The sequence below is a fragment of the Halalkalicoccus sp. NIPERK01 genome, assembly GCF_030287405.1.
Classification (GTDB): Archaea; Halobacteriota; Halobacteria; order Halobacteriales; family Halalkalicoccaceae; genus Halalkalicoccus.
Genome location: NZ_JASVVV010000006.1, coordinates 77,296 through 94,202 on the forward strand (window position 1 = coordinate 77,296; position 16,907 = coordinate 94,202).

At 58.9% G+C, this 16,907-nt stretch carries 14 protein-coding genes and 2 pseudogenes; 10 read left to right on the forward strand and 6 right to left on the reverse strand.

What is annotated here, in order from left to right; all coding sequences use genetic code 11:
- The first annotated feature begins 94 nt into the window (after positions 1 to 94).
- The 4 genes from QRT08_RS15415 to QRT08_RS15430 all read left to right on the forward strand — a co-directional run bounded on the left by QRT08_RS15415 (position 95) and on the right by QRT08_RS15430 (position 5,669).
- A complete protein-coding gene (locus QRT08_RS15415) occupies positions 95 to 2,158 on the forward strand; it encodes a hydantoinase/oxoprolinase family protein (protein WP_286046861.1) in 2,064 nt (687 codons plus the stop codon).
- On the forward strand, positions 2,155 to 4,005 hold the full coding sequence (locus QRT08_RS15420) for a hydantoinase B/oxoprolinase family protein (RefSeq protein ID WP_286046862.1): 1,851 nt from the start codon (positions 2,155 to 2,157) through the stop codon (positions 4,003 to 4,005). Before QRT08_RS15415 ends, QRT08_RS15420 begins: the two co-directional genes overlap by 4 nt.
- A 20-nt stretch (positions 4,006 to 4,025) precedes the next feature.
- A complete protein-coding gene (locus tag QRT08_RS15425) occupies positions 4,026 to 4,661 on the forward strand; it encodes an isochorismatase family protein (RefSeq protein ID WP_286046863.1) in 636 nt (211 codons plus the stop codon).
- Between the two features lie 69 nt (positions 4,662 to 4,730).
- Complete coding sequence (locus QRT08_RS15430; protein WP_286046864.1) at positions 4,731 to 5,669, forward strand: isocitrate lyase/PEP mutase family protein; 939 nt, start codon at positions 4,731 to 4,733, stop codon at positions 5,667 to 5,669.
- Between the two features lie 677 nt (positions 5,670 to 6,346).
- Here the strand turns inward: QRT08_RS15430 and QRT08_RS15435 are convergent.
- Positions 6,347 to 6,640, reverse strand: a complete 294-nt coding sequence (locus QRT08_RS15435; protein ID WP_286046865.1) for a hypothetical protein — start codon at positions 6,638 to 6,640, stop codon at positions 6,347 to 6,349.
- 454 nt (positions 6,641 to 7,094) lie between these two features.
- Between QRT08_RS15435 and QRT08_RS18915 the strand changes: the two genes are divergently transcribed.
- On the forward strand, positions 7,095 to 7,223 hold the full coding sequence (locus QRT08_RS18915) for a homing endonuclease associated repeat-containing protein (protein WP_369684855.1): 129 nt from the start codon (positions 7,095 to 7,097) through the stop codon (positions 7,221 to 7,223).
- A gap of 25 nt (positions 7,224 to 7,248) precedes the next feature.
- A complete protein-coding gene (locus tag QRT08_RS18920) occupies positions 7,249 to 7,629 on the forward strand; it encodes an HNH endonuclease (RefSeq protein WP_369684854.1) in 381 nt (126 codons plus the stop codon).
- A gap of 210 nt (positions 7,630 to 7,839) precedes the next feature.
- On the opposite strand, the gene QRT08_RS15440 is transcribed toward QRT08_RS18920, so the two are convergent.
- The 3 genes and pseudogenes from QRT08_RS15440 to QRT08_RS15450 form a co-directional block, all read right to left on the reverse strand.
- Positions 7,840 to 10,095, reverse strand: a complete 2,256-nt coding sequence (locus QRT08_RS15440; protein ID WP_286046866.1) for a PKD domain-containing protein — start codon at positions 10,093 to 10,095, stop codon at positions 7,840 to 7,842.
- 597 nt (positions 10,096 to 10,692) lie between these two features.
- Positions 10,693 to 11,123, reverse strand: a pseudogene (locus QRT08_RS15445) (type II toxin-antitoxin system VapC family toxin).
- Positions 11,124 to 11,374, reverse strand: a pseudogene (locus tag QRT08_RS15450) (AbrB/MazE/SpoVT family DNA-binding domain-containing protein).
- Between the two features lie 110 nt (positions 11,375 to 11,484).
- Here QRT08_RS15450 and QRT08_RS15455 point away from each other — a divergent pair.
- From QRT08_RS15455 to QRT08_RS15465, 3 genes are all read left to right on the forward strand, one after another.
- Positions 11,485 to 11,808, forward strand: a complete 324-nt coding sequence (locus QRT08_RS15455) for a hypothetical protein (protein WP_286046867.1) — start codon at positions 11,485 to 11,487, stop codon at positions 11,806 to 11,808.
- A 603-nt stretch (positions 11,809 to 12,411) separates the two neighbouring features.
- On the forward strand, positions 12,412 to 12,681 hold the full coding sequence (locus QRT08_RS15460; RefSeq protein WP_286046868.1) for a hypothetical protein: 270 nt from the start codon (positions 12,412 to 12,414) through the stop codon (positions 12,679 to 12,681).
- Positions 12,682 to 12,700: 19 nt separating this feature from the next.
- On the forward strand, positions 12,701 to 14,368 hold the full coding sequence (locus tag QRT08_RS15465; RefSeq protein WP_286046869.1) for an SGNH/GDSL hydrolase family protein: 1,668 nt from the start codon (positions 12,701 to 12,703) through the stop codon (positions 14,366 to 14,368).
- A 476-nt stretch (positions 14,369 to 14,844) separates the two neighbouring features.
- Here QRT08_RS15465 and QRT08_RS15470 read toward each other — a convergent pair whose 3' ends face one another.
- Positions 14,845 to 15,405, reverse strand: a complete 561-nt coding sequence (locus tag QRT08_RS15470) for a universal stress protein (RefSeq protein ID WP_286046870.1) — start codon at positions 15,403 to 15,405, stop codon at positions 14,845 to 14,847.
- 125 nt (positions 15,406 to 15,530) lie between these two features.
- Positions 15,531 to 16,475 (reverse strand): 3-hydroxyacyl-CoA dehydrogenase family protein, encoded by a 945-nt coding sequence (locus QRT08_RS15475; RefSeq protein WP_286046871.1) that lies wholly within the window; start codon positions 16,473 to 16,475, stop codon positions 15,531 to 15,533.
- Positions 16,476 to 16,596: 121 nt separating this feature from the next.
- Between QRT08_RS15475 and QRT08_RS15480 the strand changes: the two genes are divergently transcribed.
- The gene (locus tag QRT08_RS15480; protein ID WP_286046872.1) at positions 16,597 to 16,815 is read left to right on the forward strand and encodes a hypothetical protein; all 219 of its coding nucleotides are present in this window, start codon (positions 16,597 to 16,599) and stop codon (positions 16,813 to 16,815) included.
- Positions 16,816 to 16,907 lie beyond the last annotated feature (92 nt).

Sequence of the window (16,907 nt, forward strand, 5' to 3'; positions counted from 1 at the left end):
CGCCGTCACCGGGGCGTTGGTATATAAACAACCAACAGCTGTTGGGGGAATCCTTACTCGCCACTACGGTGTCTCCCGTACTGTACGATAGCACATGACACATAATCTCGGCGTCGACGTCGGCGGGACGTTCACCGACGTGATCGTCTTCGACGAGACGACGCACGAACTCACGATCGACAAGGTCCTCTCGACGCCGGCGAACCCCTCGGAGGGGGTTCTTCGCGGCGTTGAGGAGGCGACCGAAAAGGCCGGGACGTCGGTCGCCGAACTCGATCTCCTGTTTCACGGCACGACGGTCGTGACGAACATGCTCCTCGAGGAGACCGGTGCCCGGGTCGGACTCGTCACGACGGCGGGCCACGAGGACGTCCTCCACCTGGCGCGGGCGTGGACGCCCGGCCCGCTGTACGGCTGGATGGACATGGAGAAGCCGGCGCCGCTCGCCGATCTGGTGGACACGCGGGGCGTCGCCGGCCGGATCAGCTCGCCGGACGGCGAGGAGGCCGAACCGCTCGACGAGGCCGCGGTCCGGGAGGCAGTTCGGGACCTCGACGCGGCCGGCGTCGAGTCGGTGACCGTCGCGCTGTTGAACGCCTATCTCAACCCCGCACACGAACGGCGGGTACGGGAGATCGTTGCCGAGGAAGCCCCGGAGCTCCCGGTGTCGATCTCCGCGGAGATCGTCCCCGAATACGGCGAGTACGAACGGACCCTCACGACGGTCATCAACGACTACGCCCGGCCGACGGTGATCGGGTATCTCGACGACCTCGACGAGTCGCTCTCGGCGGCCGGCTCCGAGGCCACGATGAACGTCGTCCGCTCCGACGGCGGGTTGATGAGCTCCGGGGCCGCAAAAGAGCGGCCCGTCGAACTCGCGCTCTCGGGGCCCAGTGGTGGTGTCGTCGGGGCGGCGACCATCGCCTCGACGAAGGGCGTTCCCGACGTTCTGACCCTGGACATGGGCGGGACCTCGACGGACGTCTCGCTCGTCGAGGACGGGGCACCCGGGACGACGCGCCAGACGAAGGTCGGGTATCGGGAGTTCAAGTCCCGCTCGGTCGACGTCAATACCGTGGGAGCCGGTGGCGGCTCGATCGCGCGCGTCCAGCTCAACGGCTCGCTGCAGGTCGGCCCCGAGAGCGCCGGCGCCGATCCCGGCCCGGCGTGTTACGGCCAAGGCGGCGAGGAACCGACCGTCACCGACGCGAACGTCGTTTTGGGTCGGATTCCGCCCTCCGTCCAACTCGGCGGACGAATGGCGTTGGACAGGGAGGCCGCGCGGGATGCGGTCGCGACGATCGCGGACGAACGCGGGACGACCGTCGAGGAGGCCGCACAGGCGATCCTCGACATCGTCAACGAGAACATGCACGGCGCGCTCCGGGTTGTCTCGGTCGAACGCGGCTACGATCCCCGCGAGTTCGGGCTGGTCGCCTTCGGCGGTGCCGGACCGATGCACGCCAACGCGCTGGCGGCCGTGATGGACACCTACCCCCTGATCGTCCCGCCGGGGCCGGGCGTCATGTCCGCCTTCGGCTTTCTCACCTCCGACATCCAAAACGAGTTCTCGGAGACGTATCTCGAGACCGACGAGGACGTCGCGGGGGCCGACGTCGCCGAAGCGTTGGGCTCGCTCGAAGCCGAGGCGAGCGAGTGGCTCGCCTCCGAGGGCGTCGACGAAGCGGACCACGCCTTCGAGTACGTCGCCGACTGCCGGTACTTCCGTCAGGACATCCAGATGTCGATCCCGATCACCCTCGAGAACCTCCGGAGCGAGTCCGGGCTCGCGGAGATCAAGGACGATTTCGAGGCGCGTCACGACCGCCAGTTCGGGTTCTCGCTCGATGCGCCCCTTGAGATCGCGACCCTCCGGGTGATCGGCAAAGGAAGGCTTCAGGGCGTGACGATCGAGGAACGTTCCCTTACTGACGCCGATCCGAGCGGTGCCGAACTCGACTCACACGAGGTGTACTTCGACGGCGAGTACTACGACACGTCGGTCTACGACCGCGCCGAGTTGCGACCGGGTAACGAACTCACCGGGCCGGCCATCGTTACGGACGACGACTCGACGGTCGTCGTCCAGCCGGATCAGGCCGCGACCATCGACCGCTATGGCAACATCGAGATCAACCGAGGTGCAGGACAATGAGCGAGACGCCCGACTTCGTCGGCGAGCACGACGTCGATCAGACGACGCTCGACATCATCGAGAGCACGCTGTCGAACACCCGCTACGAGATGGACCGCGTGGTCGAGACGACGGCGATCAGTCCGGTCATCCGCGAACAGTCCGACCAGTTCCCGCTGATCGCCGACGCCAAGGGGCGGATGGTCATGGGCCAGTTCGGCTCGGCCATCGACACCATCCTCGCGAACTCGCCGTTCGACCGCGAGGACCTCGCCGAGGGCGACGTGATCGCGACCAACGACCCCTACATGTGCGCCGGTGCGGTCTCGCACACGCCGGACATGCTCCTGTTGCGCCCGGTCTTCTACGAGGGCGACCTCGTGGGCTTTGCGAGCCAGTGGGGCAACCTGATGGACGTCGGCGGCAAGACGCCCGGCAGCATGCCCGTGCAGGCGCGGACGATCTTCGAGGAGGGGATGCGACTGCCGCCGGTCAAGCTCTACAAGCGAGGCGAGATCGACAGCGAACTGCTCGACTCGTTCGCGCACAACACGCGACTGCCGGAGCACGCCGAGGCGGACATCAAGGCGCTGGCAGCGGGGACGAAAGCCGCAGAAACCCGCATCCACGAGCTCTGTGACCGCTTCGGCAAGGAGACGTACGTCGAGGCCTGTGACGCCATCCTCGATCGCACCCGCGAGGGGATGATCGACCTCATCCACGAGTTCGTCCCCGAGGGCGAGCGCTACACCTTCGAGGACTACGTCGACGACGACGGAATGGGCAACGGCCCCATCAAACTGCACCTCGAGATCTACCGCGAGGGCGAGACCGTGTATCTCGACTGGACCGGCACCGACGAGCAGGTACCGGGGACGGTGAACTTCCTGTTGAACGAGAAGATGTTCAAGATGTTCACCGGGGTCTTCCTCATCATGGCGTTCGACCCCCTGCTCACCTTCAACGACGGCTACTACGACCTCTTCGAGGTGACGCTGCCCGAAGGGTCGGTCGTACAACCGGAGTTCCCGGCCGCGCTGGGCAACCGCCTGCCGATGATGGCCCGGCAGTTCGACGTGCTACAGGCGACGTTCTCGAAACTCATCGACGGCTTCTCGGTCGCTGGCAGCTACGGTACTTCGCCGAACCTCGTGTATGCGGGGACGGACTCGGAGGGCAACGACTTCCAGATGCTCGAAATTCTGTACGGTGGGATCCCCGCGAGACCGGGTGGGGATGGCCTCGACGGGCACTCGTGGTGGCCGCTGTTTCGGACCGTGCCCGCCGAGTACCAGGAGGCCTACTACCCGCTGAGCATCGACGAGTACAGCACCCGCACCGACACCGGTGGCCCCGGCGAGTTCCGTGGCGGCCACGGCATCACGAAGGTCTACACCTTCGAGGAGCCGGGTGCGATCACCTTCCAGGACGACCGCGCGCACACCTACCCGTGGGGCGTCGACGGCGGTAGCCACGCCCAGACCAGCGAGAAGAAACTGATTCGGACCGACGGCACCGAAGAGGAGTTGCCCTCGAAGGTCGAGAACGTCGCCGTCGCGGCGGGCGATAAACTCGTCTTCAGTACCGCCGGCGGCGGCGGTCTCGGCGATCCGCTCGAACGCGATCCCGACGTCGTCGCTCGCGAGGTCGCCCGCGGGCTCGTCTCCGAATCGGCCGCTCGAACGGAGTACGGGGTCGTCCTCGACGATGGTCGCGTCGACGAGGGCGCAACCGACGAGCGACGGACCGAACTCCGCGCGACCCGCGAGGAGCCCGACGCGTTCGATTACGGCCCGCTGCCGGACACCGAAACGCTCGAGAAACGCATCGCCGACGAGCGCCGGGAGTTCGCCGACCGGCATAACTGAGCCGTCGCCAATCACGAGTCATGGACTGGCCACACGAGATCGACACCGAATACGACGAGGCGGATTTCGGCGCGAGCGTCGGCCTCGGCGATCGGCCGGCGCTGCTCGTCATCGATCTGATCAACGCCTTCACCGATCCGACGACCCGCCTCGGTGCGGACGTGAGCGACGTGCTCGACCGGACTGAACGGTTGCTCGCGGCCTTTCGCGAGCACGACCTCCCGCGATACTTCACGACCGTCGCGTTCGAGGACTCCTACGGCGACGCCGGACGGTTCATCGAGAAGGTACCCGCCCTGAAGGAACTGCGCCTCGGAACCGAGGCGGTCGCGGTCGACGAGCGGATCGCACCCATCGACGACGAGCGCGTGATCTTGAAGAAGTACGCAAGCGCCTTCTTCGGCACCGACCTGGGGACCGAGTTGACGACGGACCGCGTGGACACGCTGGTGCTCGCCGGCGTCACGACCAGCGGCTGTGTCCGTGCGACCGCGGTCGACAGCCTCCAGCACGGGTATCGGACGATCGTGCCCGCCGACGCGGTCGGTGACCGCGCCGAAGGGCCGCATCGAGCCAACCTCTTCGACATCGACGCGAAGTACGGTGACGTCGTCACGACCGACGACGTCCTCTCGCACCTCTCAGACAATGGATAACGACCCCGACTCCAACGACGACCGAGTCGAATCGACACCGACCACCCGCCGTGCGACGTGGGGGCGGCCATGACCACCACCGGCGCAGCCCTCCGAGAGCGCCTCGAAAGCGACGAGATCCTCGCCTGTCCCGGCGTCCACGACCCCCTGACGGCCGCCGTCGCCGACAGCGTCGGCTTCGATGCCATCTACATGACCGGCTACGGGACGTCGCTCTCGAAGATCGGCTATCCCGACGCCGGGTTCATCACGATGCCGGAGATGATCGACAACGCCGCGAACATCCAGGAGCGCATCGACGTCCCGCTGATCGCCGACGCCGACAACGGCTACGGCAACGCGACCAACGTCGTCCGGACGGTCCGCGAGTACATCAAGGCCGGCGTCGGGGCGATCCACATCGAGGACCAGACGTTCCCGAAACGCTGTGGGCACACGAAGGGTCGGCAGGTCATCCCACGCGAGGAGGCCGTCGGGAAGATCGAAGCCGCGGCCGCCGTCCGCGACGAGCGGGCCCCCGAGTTCGTGTTGATCGCGCGCACCGATGCACGTGGGACTGGCGACGGTTCGCTCGAGGAGGCGATCGGCCGGGCGAACGACTTTCTCGATGCCGGCGCCGACGTCGCCTTCGTCGAGGGTCCCACCGACGACGCGGAACTCGAGCGCGTCGGCCGTGAGGTCGACGGGCCGATCGTCTACAACTTCGTCGGCGATATGGGCTCCTCGCCCTACGTCGAGCTGTCGTCGCTCGAGGCCTGGGGGTTCGATCTGGTGGTGTTCCCGATCGCCTCGACGCTCTCGACGATCGCGAACGTCCACGCCGACCTGGCCACCTTCGCCGACGATCCCGTCGCGGCGATGCGGGACATCGACGATGGGTTCAACGAACGGCCCGTCGGCAGCCTCCACGAGTTTTCGGGCTTTCCCGAGGTCGTCGAGTGGGAGCGCCAGTTCCTGCCCGACGCCGAACAGGACAAATACGAGGGATCGCTCGGCGACGACCTCTGAACGGCAGTTCCGATCCCCGAAAGTACGATTCCCGGAATCTCCATTTTCGTATCTCGAAGAGACAGCGTACTGAATTCGAGAAGTGTATTATCGACCCACCGTAGCGACGCGCCCTAGTCGACTCGGTCCGATGCCGGTCGGGCAGGTGGTGACTGCCGGAGCGCCCACCCGACGGCGATCACGAGGACGCCGACCAGCACGGCCAGATACAGACGGATCGACGGCACCGAGTTCGGCTCCTGTCCCGATGGCGAGCGCGAGATCGAGTGGCGACCACGCGACGACGAGAAAACCAGTTTCGGGGTCAGTTCACTCCTGTCGACGGGGCATGGTCCCGTGGCTGGCACCAGGATCGGACCCACGAGGAGTTGGGACCAACTCACGTCCAGATCGATCATCGCGAGTGACCCGAGCCCCGACGTGGTGCTGTCCGCTTCGATGATAGGGTCCCGATGGCCGTCCTCGAAACCTGCTTGGACGCACTTCGAGAGCGGGAAACCGATCCCGAGCTACTCCTCGAACCGTGGAGTGAGAGTTGCGTGGATGGCGTTGTTGAAACCCCCCATCGACTGACAATACTCGTATGCTGAATACAGAGAGTGTATTCAGCATGGTGCTAAAGTGAAGATATATTAGCTTAACACAACCTATCATTCAATTCTGATTTATTATATATTTTATGTATTTTGGAGATGTGTATTTATTGCGTTGAGAGCATCTTTCCGGGCGTCGTCAAGGGCTTCTAAATAGTACTTAACATCTCCTTCACCTGCTTGCTTAACGAGGTCTCTCGCACTTTCGAAGTCATCGTGAATATCCGTAGGAAGTTGGTTTTCATCTATCCCTTCTTCTTCTAAGACTTCTTGGGTCTTTTCCAGGATGTCCTCGGTTTCATTGATGGGTTCTTCTACAAATTTAACTAACTCAGCAGAGGGTGGGATCAGTGAATAATACCAAATAATATCTGACACCTCTTCTTCTGAAAGACCACCGATATCAGAAACATGGGTATCAAATACTACTGTTGGTATATATTTGACAATTTCTCAATACATATCATATGAGTTAGGGTTTAATCGTAGTCCTGAACCTGCTGCTTCTAATTCAGATTTTAATGCGATTCTTAGATTTCATTTAGTTTCTCGTTTGTGATACCAACTTAGATAGTTGAGTTAGTAAACCAATGAGTGCACCAAAGAATGTCGCGGTAGCAAGTAAGAGCGTTCCCGCTTGAATCTCGGAAATAGTGAGTAACATATCCTACGGTGGACTCGTTCAATCAAAAAGCCTTATCGGTCAAATCAATCCTTTTATATCTCAGTATGTATTATTTAAAAGTATTCTTTGAGAATTCAAATATAAGTAAGACAGTTAGCTAGCTTGACCATCGTTGGATTGATAGGGTTCAGTGGCCGTGCTGAATGCGTGATCGGCGATGCACCATATACGAGTGATATGGATGCAGTAGTAGAATATTCATACAATTCTTATATCACCAAGTTTGGATCTTGGTCCGCAGCATTTGAAGCAGCAGGCGTGCCGGTTCTGAACTAGCAGGGATCGAACAACCCGATGTGGCGTGCTGGTAAGAGCATCTGATGCCGTTCGGAAGTGTATCGATGACGAGTCCCGGTATGCAACCGCCTCGAAAATTCGGGAAAGGGACGGCCGGATTTATCAGAATTGTGGGAAGGAGTCAAATGGTAGACGACTTGACGGGCACCACATAATCCCGATCATTTCAGGTGGCTGTAATGCTGCCCCACCGCTGATGACATTATGTGGCGGGTGTCACAGAACAATAGAGTCGTACACGCGAACGATTCTTAATCCAATTCTTGTGGATTGGTCGCTAGAGGATCTACCGGAAGATAGACTATCAGGTGCTGAATATATGCGTAACGTGGTGGGCAGACCAATCGGCCAATCAGAACTTACAGATTTCATGACGAGTGGCTAACTACGCGTACCTACGTTGTGTATTGTGGCAACTTAATCGAAGATCCAACGGGATCATGAAGTGTCCTGAAGCGTCTCTGTGAGGCTGCAGAGCTCGAGATCCCAACTTCGCCTAAAGGGCCCTGGTTATCTGCAAACGGGGACTTGCTATTTCACGCGGGGAGTACAAATGTCTGTAATTCTGAGAGAAACAGACTGCTGAATACAGTAGTTAGGTTTGGCAGGGTAGAACATTATCATCAATACCTCCAACTTTTACTTTCTCTTCTCGTACAGTACCTGAAGAATTACCCAAGAATTCGGCCTCAGCTTGAATAGGAGGCCAAACTTTGGTAGGGAAGAGTGGGTCTTCATTACTATAATCCAGTACTAGAATTCGGTATTCGTATCCGTGGTCAAGTTCAAATACTAAATCGTTCCACGGATTGTAGTCGCAACATCCGAATGGGTAGTCATCTAAAGAATAGGCATTAGGAATCTCATCAAAGACGGTGTATGGAAGAAGATCCCAATCTTCGGTGGGTGACTGTCGCTTCTTATACCTCACTTCCAATCGGTGTTGACCACCATAACAGGCCCTAAATATAATTTTTCTAACTTGCGGTAGTTCGGGTTCCTCTGGGTATACCGTTATTTTGCGCTTTTTCGTATCCGAGTGACAATTGTTTTTGACTTTCAGCGACACTTTTCTTTGGCCTGGTGATTGGTATGTGTGCGTCGGATTCCTTTCAGTTGAGGTCGTTGAATCTCCAAAATCCCATTTATATTTATTTATTTCTCCGCCAGACAAGTCGTAGAATTGAATGTTTTCACCGGCTATGATTTTTTCTTGTTCTGTTTTAAAGTTAGCCGTCGGCTTTCCCGGAGGAACTGTTACGACGTTACTCCACATCGTGTGCTGGCAGATACGTTGTTGTGCAGAAACTGCGTGCTCGAATTCCTCTAGAGGTACAGAAATGGGAACTCTAGTATAGGGACCAGAGGGTCCTATATCTGCGTTCGACGTGAATTTCGCACCCCTGACCTGATTGTTAAGGATAATTTCGATATGCGCGCCGGGTACGAATTTTGTCACGGGAATACTTCGTGCGTACGGCTCAAGTTCACATTCAGGGATATGTGGACTCGATAAAACATCAGTGAACTCCTTGACTGATTTCGCTTGAGATTCCTTCTGCTCGCCACAAGCAGTTGCTCTTGCCGTAATTTTGTCTCCCTTGATTAAGAGCGGAGTTACCTCTACCTGCACTCCATCCGAATTTGCTGCGAGGCCCGTTCCAATAGCTGCATCAGCCATCTCAGACCAAATTTCGACAAAGGTCCCCTGAGGAACTTCGACATATACGTAGCGAGAGCATGCGTACAACGTTTCCGGAATGACTGGATTGCTGGGAAGTGGTGAGGTATTCGGCGCTACGATCACTTCATTTGATAGTTCGCCCTCAACCCCACAGAGTTTTTGTTTCGCTGAAAGCGTTCCTTCAGTCAGTGTCGGGACAGGAATCGGAAAGACAGTGGTATTTGGCGGGATCACGTATTCCCCGAGGATTTCGTCATCGAGGAAGAGGGTCAATTCGCAACCAGTACGAACCTTGCTAATCAGCACTCTCTCTGCACCCACACAAATTCCAGCATCGTATTCAATATAGGGTGTCGGCGGATTAGTTTCTCCAACGGTTATTTCCGTAGAATCGCTATATAGCTCACATATATTAAATTCTTGATATGCACGGAGTGTTTCACCCTCTTTGAGTTCTGGAATGCCGAAATAATCCCCTTGCCTGACTGTCCAACAACTTTTGATAGAGTCACCTTCACTTCGTTCAAATGTTACATATGCACCCGGTAGAACGTCAGTTATTCTAACAAACGTATCGCAGCCCATCGCCGGTTCGATAGACGGTCTCGGAACCTTGTTCTCGGAATATTTTGGTGGTGTCCAAGAATGATTTGATTTATAACCCTCGCTGGTTTCGCCACATGCGGTTTGCCTAGCCGTTAACTGTTCTGAATCCCCTGTTGCTGGGTTCAAATCAACGTGAGCATAATCCGCCTGAAGAGACGCGGTTCCTGTGCCACGTGGCTCATCTGAATCTTCGCCCGTGACCTCGACTGATCCGCCCGCTACGATTGGAAACACCCCTACACATTCACTGCACTCGAAAACTGGTTCACTGAAATACAGATGTGAAAAATTATCGGCGTCTACTTTTTGAACTTTCACGGGGTCAGATTCCGGACTTATCTCATTATTTACCTCCTGAATTGCCGTAATATTCTGACCCGGTTCTAGCTCAATATTTTCATCTACTGCTGTCTCATGTGCCGAATACGAGGCAACACCCTCAGCGATTTTATTCCCATCAGCGAAGATCTTTACTGTCGAGCCCGGTTTTTGTAGTTCAGTAACGATGCTCGTACTACACTTCGAGACAGGCGGTTTCACTGCGATTTTTCCTAATGGCATATTCAACACCCACAGTAAAAGGCAACAGTTGGATATATGAAATTTTTGCATTCTTAACATAATATTCAATTATTGAGATAGAGGAGGTTTTCGACTTCGTATTTTGGAATCTTTCGGTCTTGTTGAAATCCTCAGCCGGTAACAGGTTCCAGTGGCCGTGTTGATTACATAGCGCGTATTAATTACGATCTCAGTGGATGATGTTGCTTCTACCTAATTCGCTGTTGCTTGAAACTTTGCAGCAACTAGCTCAGTCTTGTAACGCTTGGCCGCCTTGTAGGCAGCACCAACGGATTCCGCACCGGCTATGTGCTTGGTTTCACCCCTGGTTGCCTCGCGGATCGATCTGATTCGGACCTTCAACGCCAGCACAAGGCCGAGTTTGGCCTTCCACAGCCCCTCGCGCTCATTGCGATACAGCTTAAGCCGGCAGAATGGCCTTCAGCTATCCGAATACGTGTGACCGATACGCGCTCTCTATTCAGCACGGCTTCCGAAACCGATCACCGATTGGGGGGTTCAACACGGCCGCGTGGATCACTGCCGGTCCCGGAACACACGCTGTTGCGCCTTGATATCTGCAAGCACCCCTGCGCATCACTTTGGTTGAGACGGGTTCGTCGCGGTGTCGAGACGGGACACCTCCTCGGCGGCATCGAAGTCGTCGTCGAATGCGTAGAGGTAGCCGAGACCGTCTGCCTGCATGGAGGCGATAATACAGGCGTCGACGAACGAGAACCGTTCGAACTGCCCAAAGAGCGCTTTCGCCGTCGCGAACGCGTCCGAGGTCAGCGAGTCGAGATGGAATCGACTGTTCTCCTCGACACGGTCAAGAAAGTCGATGACAGCGTCGTGGCCGGCGTGCGTGGTCAGCCCATGTACCGCCTCGCGAGCACGTAATCGAGGATCATCGCCTCCGGAAGGTCCGCGGTATCGATCCCCCGGAGGATCGGGAGAGCGTCCTCGTGTGCACTGTCGCGGCGGTACGTCGCGGCGAAGAGGACGGTATCGATGAGTGCGCGCGGCATTTACGTGCCGTCGACGCCCCAAGGTCGTGATCGGTCGTGACGTCGGTCTCATCGTCGCCATCGTAGCCGTCGAAGTCGCGGAACGTGTCGCTGCGCTGCTGGACGACCTGCACACGGAGCGTGCCGTCGTCCTCGATCTGCCAGCGGAGTGTGTCTCCGTCGTCGGTATCGAGCTTCCGGCGGATACGGACGGGAATGGTCGCCTGATTCCCCGACACGTTGCTCTCGCAGCCAACGCCCTCCCTACGCATCCAGGAGAGACGGAGCGCACCCGTCATAAGAGATAGTCTGCACGAACACTACTGGTGGCCCGACAACGTGCAATAGTTATGACGGTTGCTACCGTTCAACTCCAGTATTCATGGTCGACGAACGCGGGGGAAGGGAGGAAACTGTGAGGGAACAGGGCGAACTCACCATGACACCCGAGAAGCTCACGCAGTTGCTCGACCTCCTTGGGGAATTAGAGACCGACATCGATCAGGTCCGAACGAGCCTCAAACGAGCGAAAGAACGCAACGATGAAGACATCCAGGAGATCTCCAATGCGAGAGGAATGTTCTCGACCCCGTATAGCTCTCGGGCGATCGTTCAAGGGGGGCGAGCTGAAGACGGTGTGATTGCGATCCGCTACTTCATCGACGAGGTGTACGACATCAACCGTGACGACTCTGCGACACCGTAATAGCACCTTCGATCTATAGAACGGATATTTCTGTTTATAATAACGTGAATAGAATACGATTCGGTTCAATTTATAGATATTAGACCGAGATCCATACTCTCTACAGGTGCGATGTGGGAAGAAATCATCCGATTGGGCATAAATATGGCTAAATGTTTATAATCTAATTCGTTGAACCGGTAGTTGTCATTACGACCCGAATAGAAGTTGAAGAGGGATAGAACTGTTCGTTCAGGACTGGGGATCGGGGTCTCCGTTCGTGTTTATTCACGGGTGGCCACTGAGCCACAGGATGTTCGATGGTACTGTCGGTGAGATCCATCGGAGATTCATTAACTGCACCTCAGTCACTGACTGCAATAACACCACTAGTTGCCTATATTACCATAGATATTGAAGTTCTTTATTGGAGGAAATAGCGTATGGAAATCACGACCACCCGTGCTCTCGCGCCGGAACAGGCAGAGACACGATCATGAGCAAGCGACACTTCACGCAGGATCAAAGCGGTCCTGACCATCAGAGGCGTCAATGACCGCTCAGGTGCAACGGTCGCCAACGCGCTCCGTGCTTCGGAGGCGCCACGTCGAACCCGGTAGCTGGGTGACACTCGAGCAGTTCTGGAACGCACAAGGAACGGCGTTCTTCCGGGCGCCGGAGAACGCGCGGATCAGGGTCCGCTACGGTGTCGGCTGGTTCGGTAATTCCCGCCAAGAGCAGACGCTAGACGGGAGGAACTACAAGCGGCTGTCAGTCGGGAAGGCAGGGATGATGCGCGCACGAATGCAGATCGAAGTCCGCAGGCCCAGCGATGTCACCTATGAGGTCCACGGCGGGGGCGTCGCCGTCGATTTCCCGGAGCGACGGTTCTGAACGAAAAAGAGTATTAATCATGACTAACGAACGAAACGCACGCGCGGCGGATTCCTCGAAGCTGTGGGCTCGCATACAGGCGATCCCGCAGAGTCGTTTCCCGCGAAACGCCGACTACGATCGAACCGCCCACGCCTACAAGAAGTCCTACGTGCGGCCCACTGCGTATCCGATAGCGGTGAGCGCCTGTACCGGCCTGATTCCCACACCACCCATCGACCGTCCTCGCGACCCAGGGCGCGGTGACGATCCCCCCGACGGGCCGGTACAGCCCCTCGGCCTCGGACATCAGACGCAAGGCGAACTGAAAGTTCCGAGAGAGATCGTCGCGTGGCGGTGGAGCCTCGAACAGGTCGGTGGCGGGACCATCGACAGCACCGAGACGTTCGCCACCGCGGGTCCCAATGCCTGCCGGGCGAGACTGATCGCGCCCGGTCCGGGCCGGTATCGCGTCCACCTGACCCTGGAGTTGACGACCGGAAAAGAGAGGGCGATGCGGTCGGTGCAGATCCGGCAAGATCGATTGGTCGTGTCCGTCGGGGACTCGTATGCGTCGGGGGAAGGGAATCCCGACCGTCCCCGTTCGACCATTCTAGGCAGTTCGCAGATCCCGGATGGGTCTACGATCCCGGGGAACACGAAACCGGAATGGGTGGAGCCGAAGGCCCACCGATCGTATCGATCGGGGCCAGCATTCGCCGCCAGGGACTGGGAGGACCGCGCCGAGGGCGATCTCGTCAGCTTCCTCTCGTTCGCCACCACGGGGGCGGAAATCGAGAAGGGATTGCTCAGACCACAAAAGAACTGGCAAACCGTCGGACAGCTCGAGGAGGCGAGACGGACGGTCGGCAAGCGACCGATCGACGCGTTGCTGATATCGATCGGCGGCAACGACGTGGGGTTCTCCACCGGCCTGAAGGAACTCGCCTTCAACATCGCTAAAAGCCGATCCAAGACGGTTGCGGAAACGGAGAAGAAGATCGAAGCGCTCGGGGAACGGTTCGACCGGCTCGTGACGCGGGTCGACGCCCTCAACCCCAAGCACGTCTTCATTACGGAGTATCCGGTCGCTCACTTCGATCGCAGAGCCGACGGGACCGTCGGGAGCGGCTGTGGGATACTCGGTGGGATCAGCACGTCCGATGCAAAGGAGATCAAGCGATTGGGCACCCTCCTCAATCGAGCGGTCGAGACGGCTGCAAAGAGACACGGGTGGACGTTCGTTGACGGTATTGCCGAGGACTTCACTGGGCATGGATACTGCCGGGGCGACGAGAAGTACTTCGTGACGTACTCCGAGTCGACCGAGAATCAGGGCAACATCAAGGGGACGCTCCACCCGAATGAAAACGGCCACCGTGTCTATGCCGATCAGATTACCGCTGCCCTCCGGCGAGAGGTTCGTACGCGAAGCGAGGACGATAGTGAGCGCGAGCGGACACCGATCGTCCGTGATCACCGGAAGGACACGGGTGATCGAAGCAAACGCGAGTCGGATCCGATCGTTCGTGACCACCGGACGAACCGCTCCGATCGTCGTGACAGGGGATCCGACCCGCGTGTTCGCGACCACCGGACGAACCGTTCCGAGCGACGTGACGACCAACAAGCGAGGAATCGTAAGCGCAGCGGGGATCGCAACCGTCGAGAGACGGGTGATCGACATGGGAACGTGCGTCGACGGTGAGAGGGGTACCACAGTCGTAGGCGACGAGAGATGGAATCCGGGGACTGAACGGTAGACGTACGCGTGTTCCGGAGGTTCGGGCGGCCCCGTAGAGTCCAGTCCGTGGGCGCCTCGATGGACGGCTCATGACAGGGATGACAAGCGTGAAATGGCCGAGTAGGCGCTCTCGGAACTCGACATCGGGCCGTCTAACCACGTCCTCGAAGTCGGCGTCGGCCAGGACGCGGATCGGCTGTCGGAACGATCGAACGTCTCTAGGACGATGGTCGCGCCAAAACGCGCCGAAACACGGGCTTTGGCACGCCGACCGAGTGCACGCTTTATCCTGCTTGGGGGGATACAGACACGTAGTTTCGCTGGATGCGAGTAACTGGACAGTCCCGTCGGTGCGTATATCGGTCGTTTCCCGCTCGAGACGCATCGGGACTGGACGGACCCGTCGAACCGGAACGCGATCGGGGAGTGCGGACGGCGGTCTACTCGTAGACGCCTTCACGGACCGAGATCACGGGACACCGCACCGATTCGATGATCTCCTGTGAGACGCTGCCGAACAGCGCCCGCCGAGCCGATGACTGTTTCCGGCCCCCCACCACGACGAAATCGGCGTCGCGGTCCGCAGCCATAGCGGCGACGCGCTCGGCCGGATCGCCGACCGCGCCCCGGATCTCGTAGGCGATGTCGGCCTCCCCGAGGGCCGTTGCGAAGGTCTGGATGAGCTCCTTTCTGTCGAGGACCCGTTCGATCACCTCGGGCCGATCGGCCGTCGTCCGGAAGCGACGCTGGACCCAGTCGGGCACGTCGCCCTCGATCCCCGGGTGGGCGGGCACGCCCTCCTTGAACCGGGTTTCGAGGAGCGACCGCGTCTCCTCGCCCGCCTCCTCGAGGGCAGCCCGGTACGTCTCCTCGGTGAGGACGTGCGCGATCACGACCGTCGCCTCCGCTGGAGCAGCGACGTCGATCACCGCCTTGGCGAACGCGTCGATGCGGTGTTCGTCCCGCTCGCCGAGTGCCACCAAAAGCGTGTCCAGTCCCATGCGTCTAGTTGCCCGCCCATCATATTATGTCCTTCCCGGATCGGTCGACGGCACCGGCTCGACGACGTGTCCCACGGGCCGTCCCGTCCGCCGCATCGAAGAGCTGTAACGGTAAAGACTCCGTCTCAGTCGTCACGCTCCCGTGGTGCGCGTCGAATGGTGGACACGCGCTCGTCCCGGTCGGCCGTAATCTCGTCGGGATCGCGGTCGTACTCGAAGAAGCCGGCCCCGACCTCGATACCCGTCTTTCCTTCGGCGAGACGGTGCTCGTACGACGGATTGGGTGTCTCACGGTCGCACAGATCCGGATAGATGTCCACGGCGCTCGTTCGAAACAACTCGAGTCCGGCGATGTCCACCGTCTCCAACGGACCGATGGCGGTCGTCCGCATGGCGTACCCGTCACGGATCGCCCGGTTGACGTCCTCAAGGGAGGCAATCCCTTCCTCGACGATGTGGAGACACTCTCGAACCACGGCGTGCTGGATCCGGTTCCAGACGAACCCGGGGACGTCGCGCTTCACCAGAACCGGATCGCGATCGACCTGCTGCAGAAAGCTCCGGGTGCGATCGACGGTCCGGTCGCTCGTCCGTTTCCCGGGAATGACCTCGACCGGACGCAGCAGGTACGGTGGATACCACCAGTGACAGCCGATGATACGGTCGGCCACATCGGATGCCTCGGCAGCGACGTCCGTTATTGGCAGCCCAGAGGTGTTGGAAGCGAGGATCGCGTCCTCGTCGGCCTCCGTCGCGAGCCCGGCGAACAGCTCCCGTTTCACACCGAGATCCTCCGCGATCGTCTCGAGCACGAGGTCGGACTCCGCAACGGCCTCCTCGCGATCAAGCGTGTAGTCGACGGTCGCGACGTCGGCCTCGAGGTCGAGATCTGCAAGTTCCCGTTCCACGAGAAACCGGGCGGCGTTCCGGATCCGTTCACGAGCCCGATTGAGGTTCACTTCTCGGTGATCGACGACGGTGACGTCGATCCCGGACCGAACGAACTGCACGGCGAAGCCGTGTCCCATGGCGCCCGCACCGACGATCGTCACCTCGTCAAAGGTTCCCATGATCTACGGTGCGATCTTTCGTCGTATAAGGATTGGTGACATCCCGAAGGAAGAGACGGGAGAAAAACGCAGGAAACGAGGTGTGTGACGGTACGCGGTATCTCCATCCACGAGGTCGACTGTGACGCTTCCACCGATGTGGTTCGATTACATCGACGGCGTACGGACGGTGGCCGACGAGGCGACCTTCGAGCGCGCGCGAACCGGGCTGCTCATCGGACCGAGTTCCGCTGCCGCATTCGAAATCGCCGACGAGTACAACGTGGAGCGGGAGGCTGTCGTGTTGAGGATGGTGTGTGATAGTGGCGATCGGTATTTCGATGTGTTCAGCGGGAGCTGAGTACGCTCACCTGTTACTCCTCAGCGTCGTCTCACTGTCTGGGATTACGAACCGTGATTCGTGAGTCGTAGAGACGCCAACTGAATGCAAGC

Excerpts from the sequence above, each read along its gene's own strand:
- QRT08_RS15440 (WP_286046866.1), bottom strand. The coding sequence starts at position 10,095 with ATGCCATTAGGAAAAATCGCAGTGAAACCGCCTGTCTCGAAGTGTAGT.
- QRT08_RS15425 (WP_286046863.1), top strand. The coding sequence starts at position 4,026 with ATGGACTGGCCACACGAGATCGACACCGAATACGACGAGGCGGATTTC.
- QRT08_RS15455 (WP_286046867.1), top strand. The coding sequence starts at position 11,485 with ATGGTCGACGAACGCGGGGGAAGGGAGGAAACTGTGAGGGAACAGGGC.
- QRT08_RS15470 (WP_286046870.1), bottom strand. The coding sequence starts at position 15,405 with ATGGGACTGGACACGCTTTTGGTGGCACTCGGCGAGCGGGACGAACAC.
- QRT08_RS15430 (WP_286046864.1), top strand. The coding sequence starts at position 4,731 with ATGACCACCACCGGCGCAGCCCTCCGAGAGCGCCTCGAAAGCGACGAG.
- QRT08_RS15415 (WP_286046861.1), top strand. The coding sequence starts at position 95 with ATGACACATAATCTCGGCGTCGACGTCGGCGGGACGTTCACCGACGTG.
- QRT08_RS15475 (WP_286046871.1), bottom strand. The coding sequence starts at position 16,475 with ATGGGAACCTTTGACGAGGTGACGATCGTCGGTGCGGGCGCCATGGGA.
- QRT08_RS15465 (WP_286046869.1), top strand. The coding sequence starts at position 12,701 with ATGACTAACGAACGAAACGCACGCGCGGCGGATTCCTCGAAGCTGTGG.
- QRT08_RS15420 (WP_286046862.1), top strand. The coding sequence starts at position 2,155 with ATGAGCGAGACGCCCGACTTCGTCGGCGAGCACGACGTCGATCAGACG.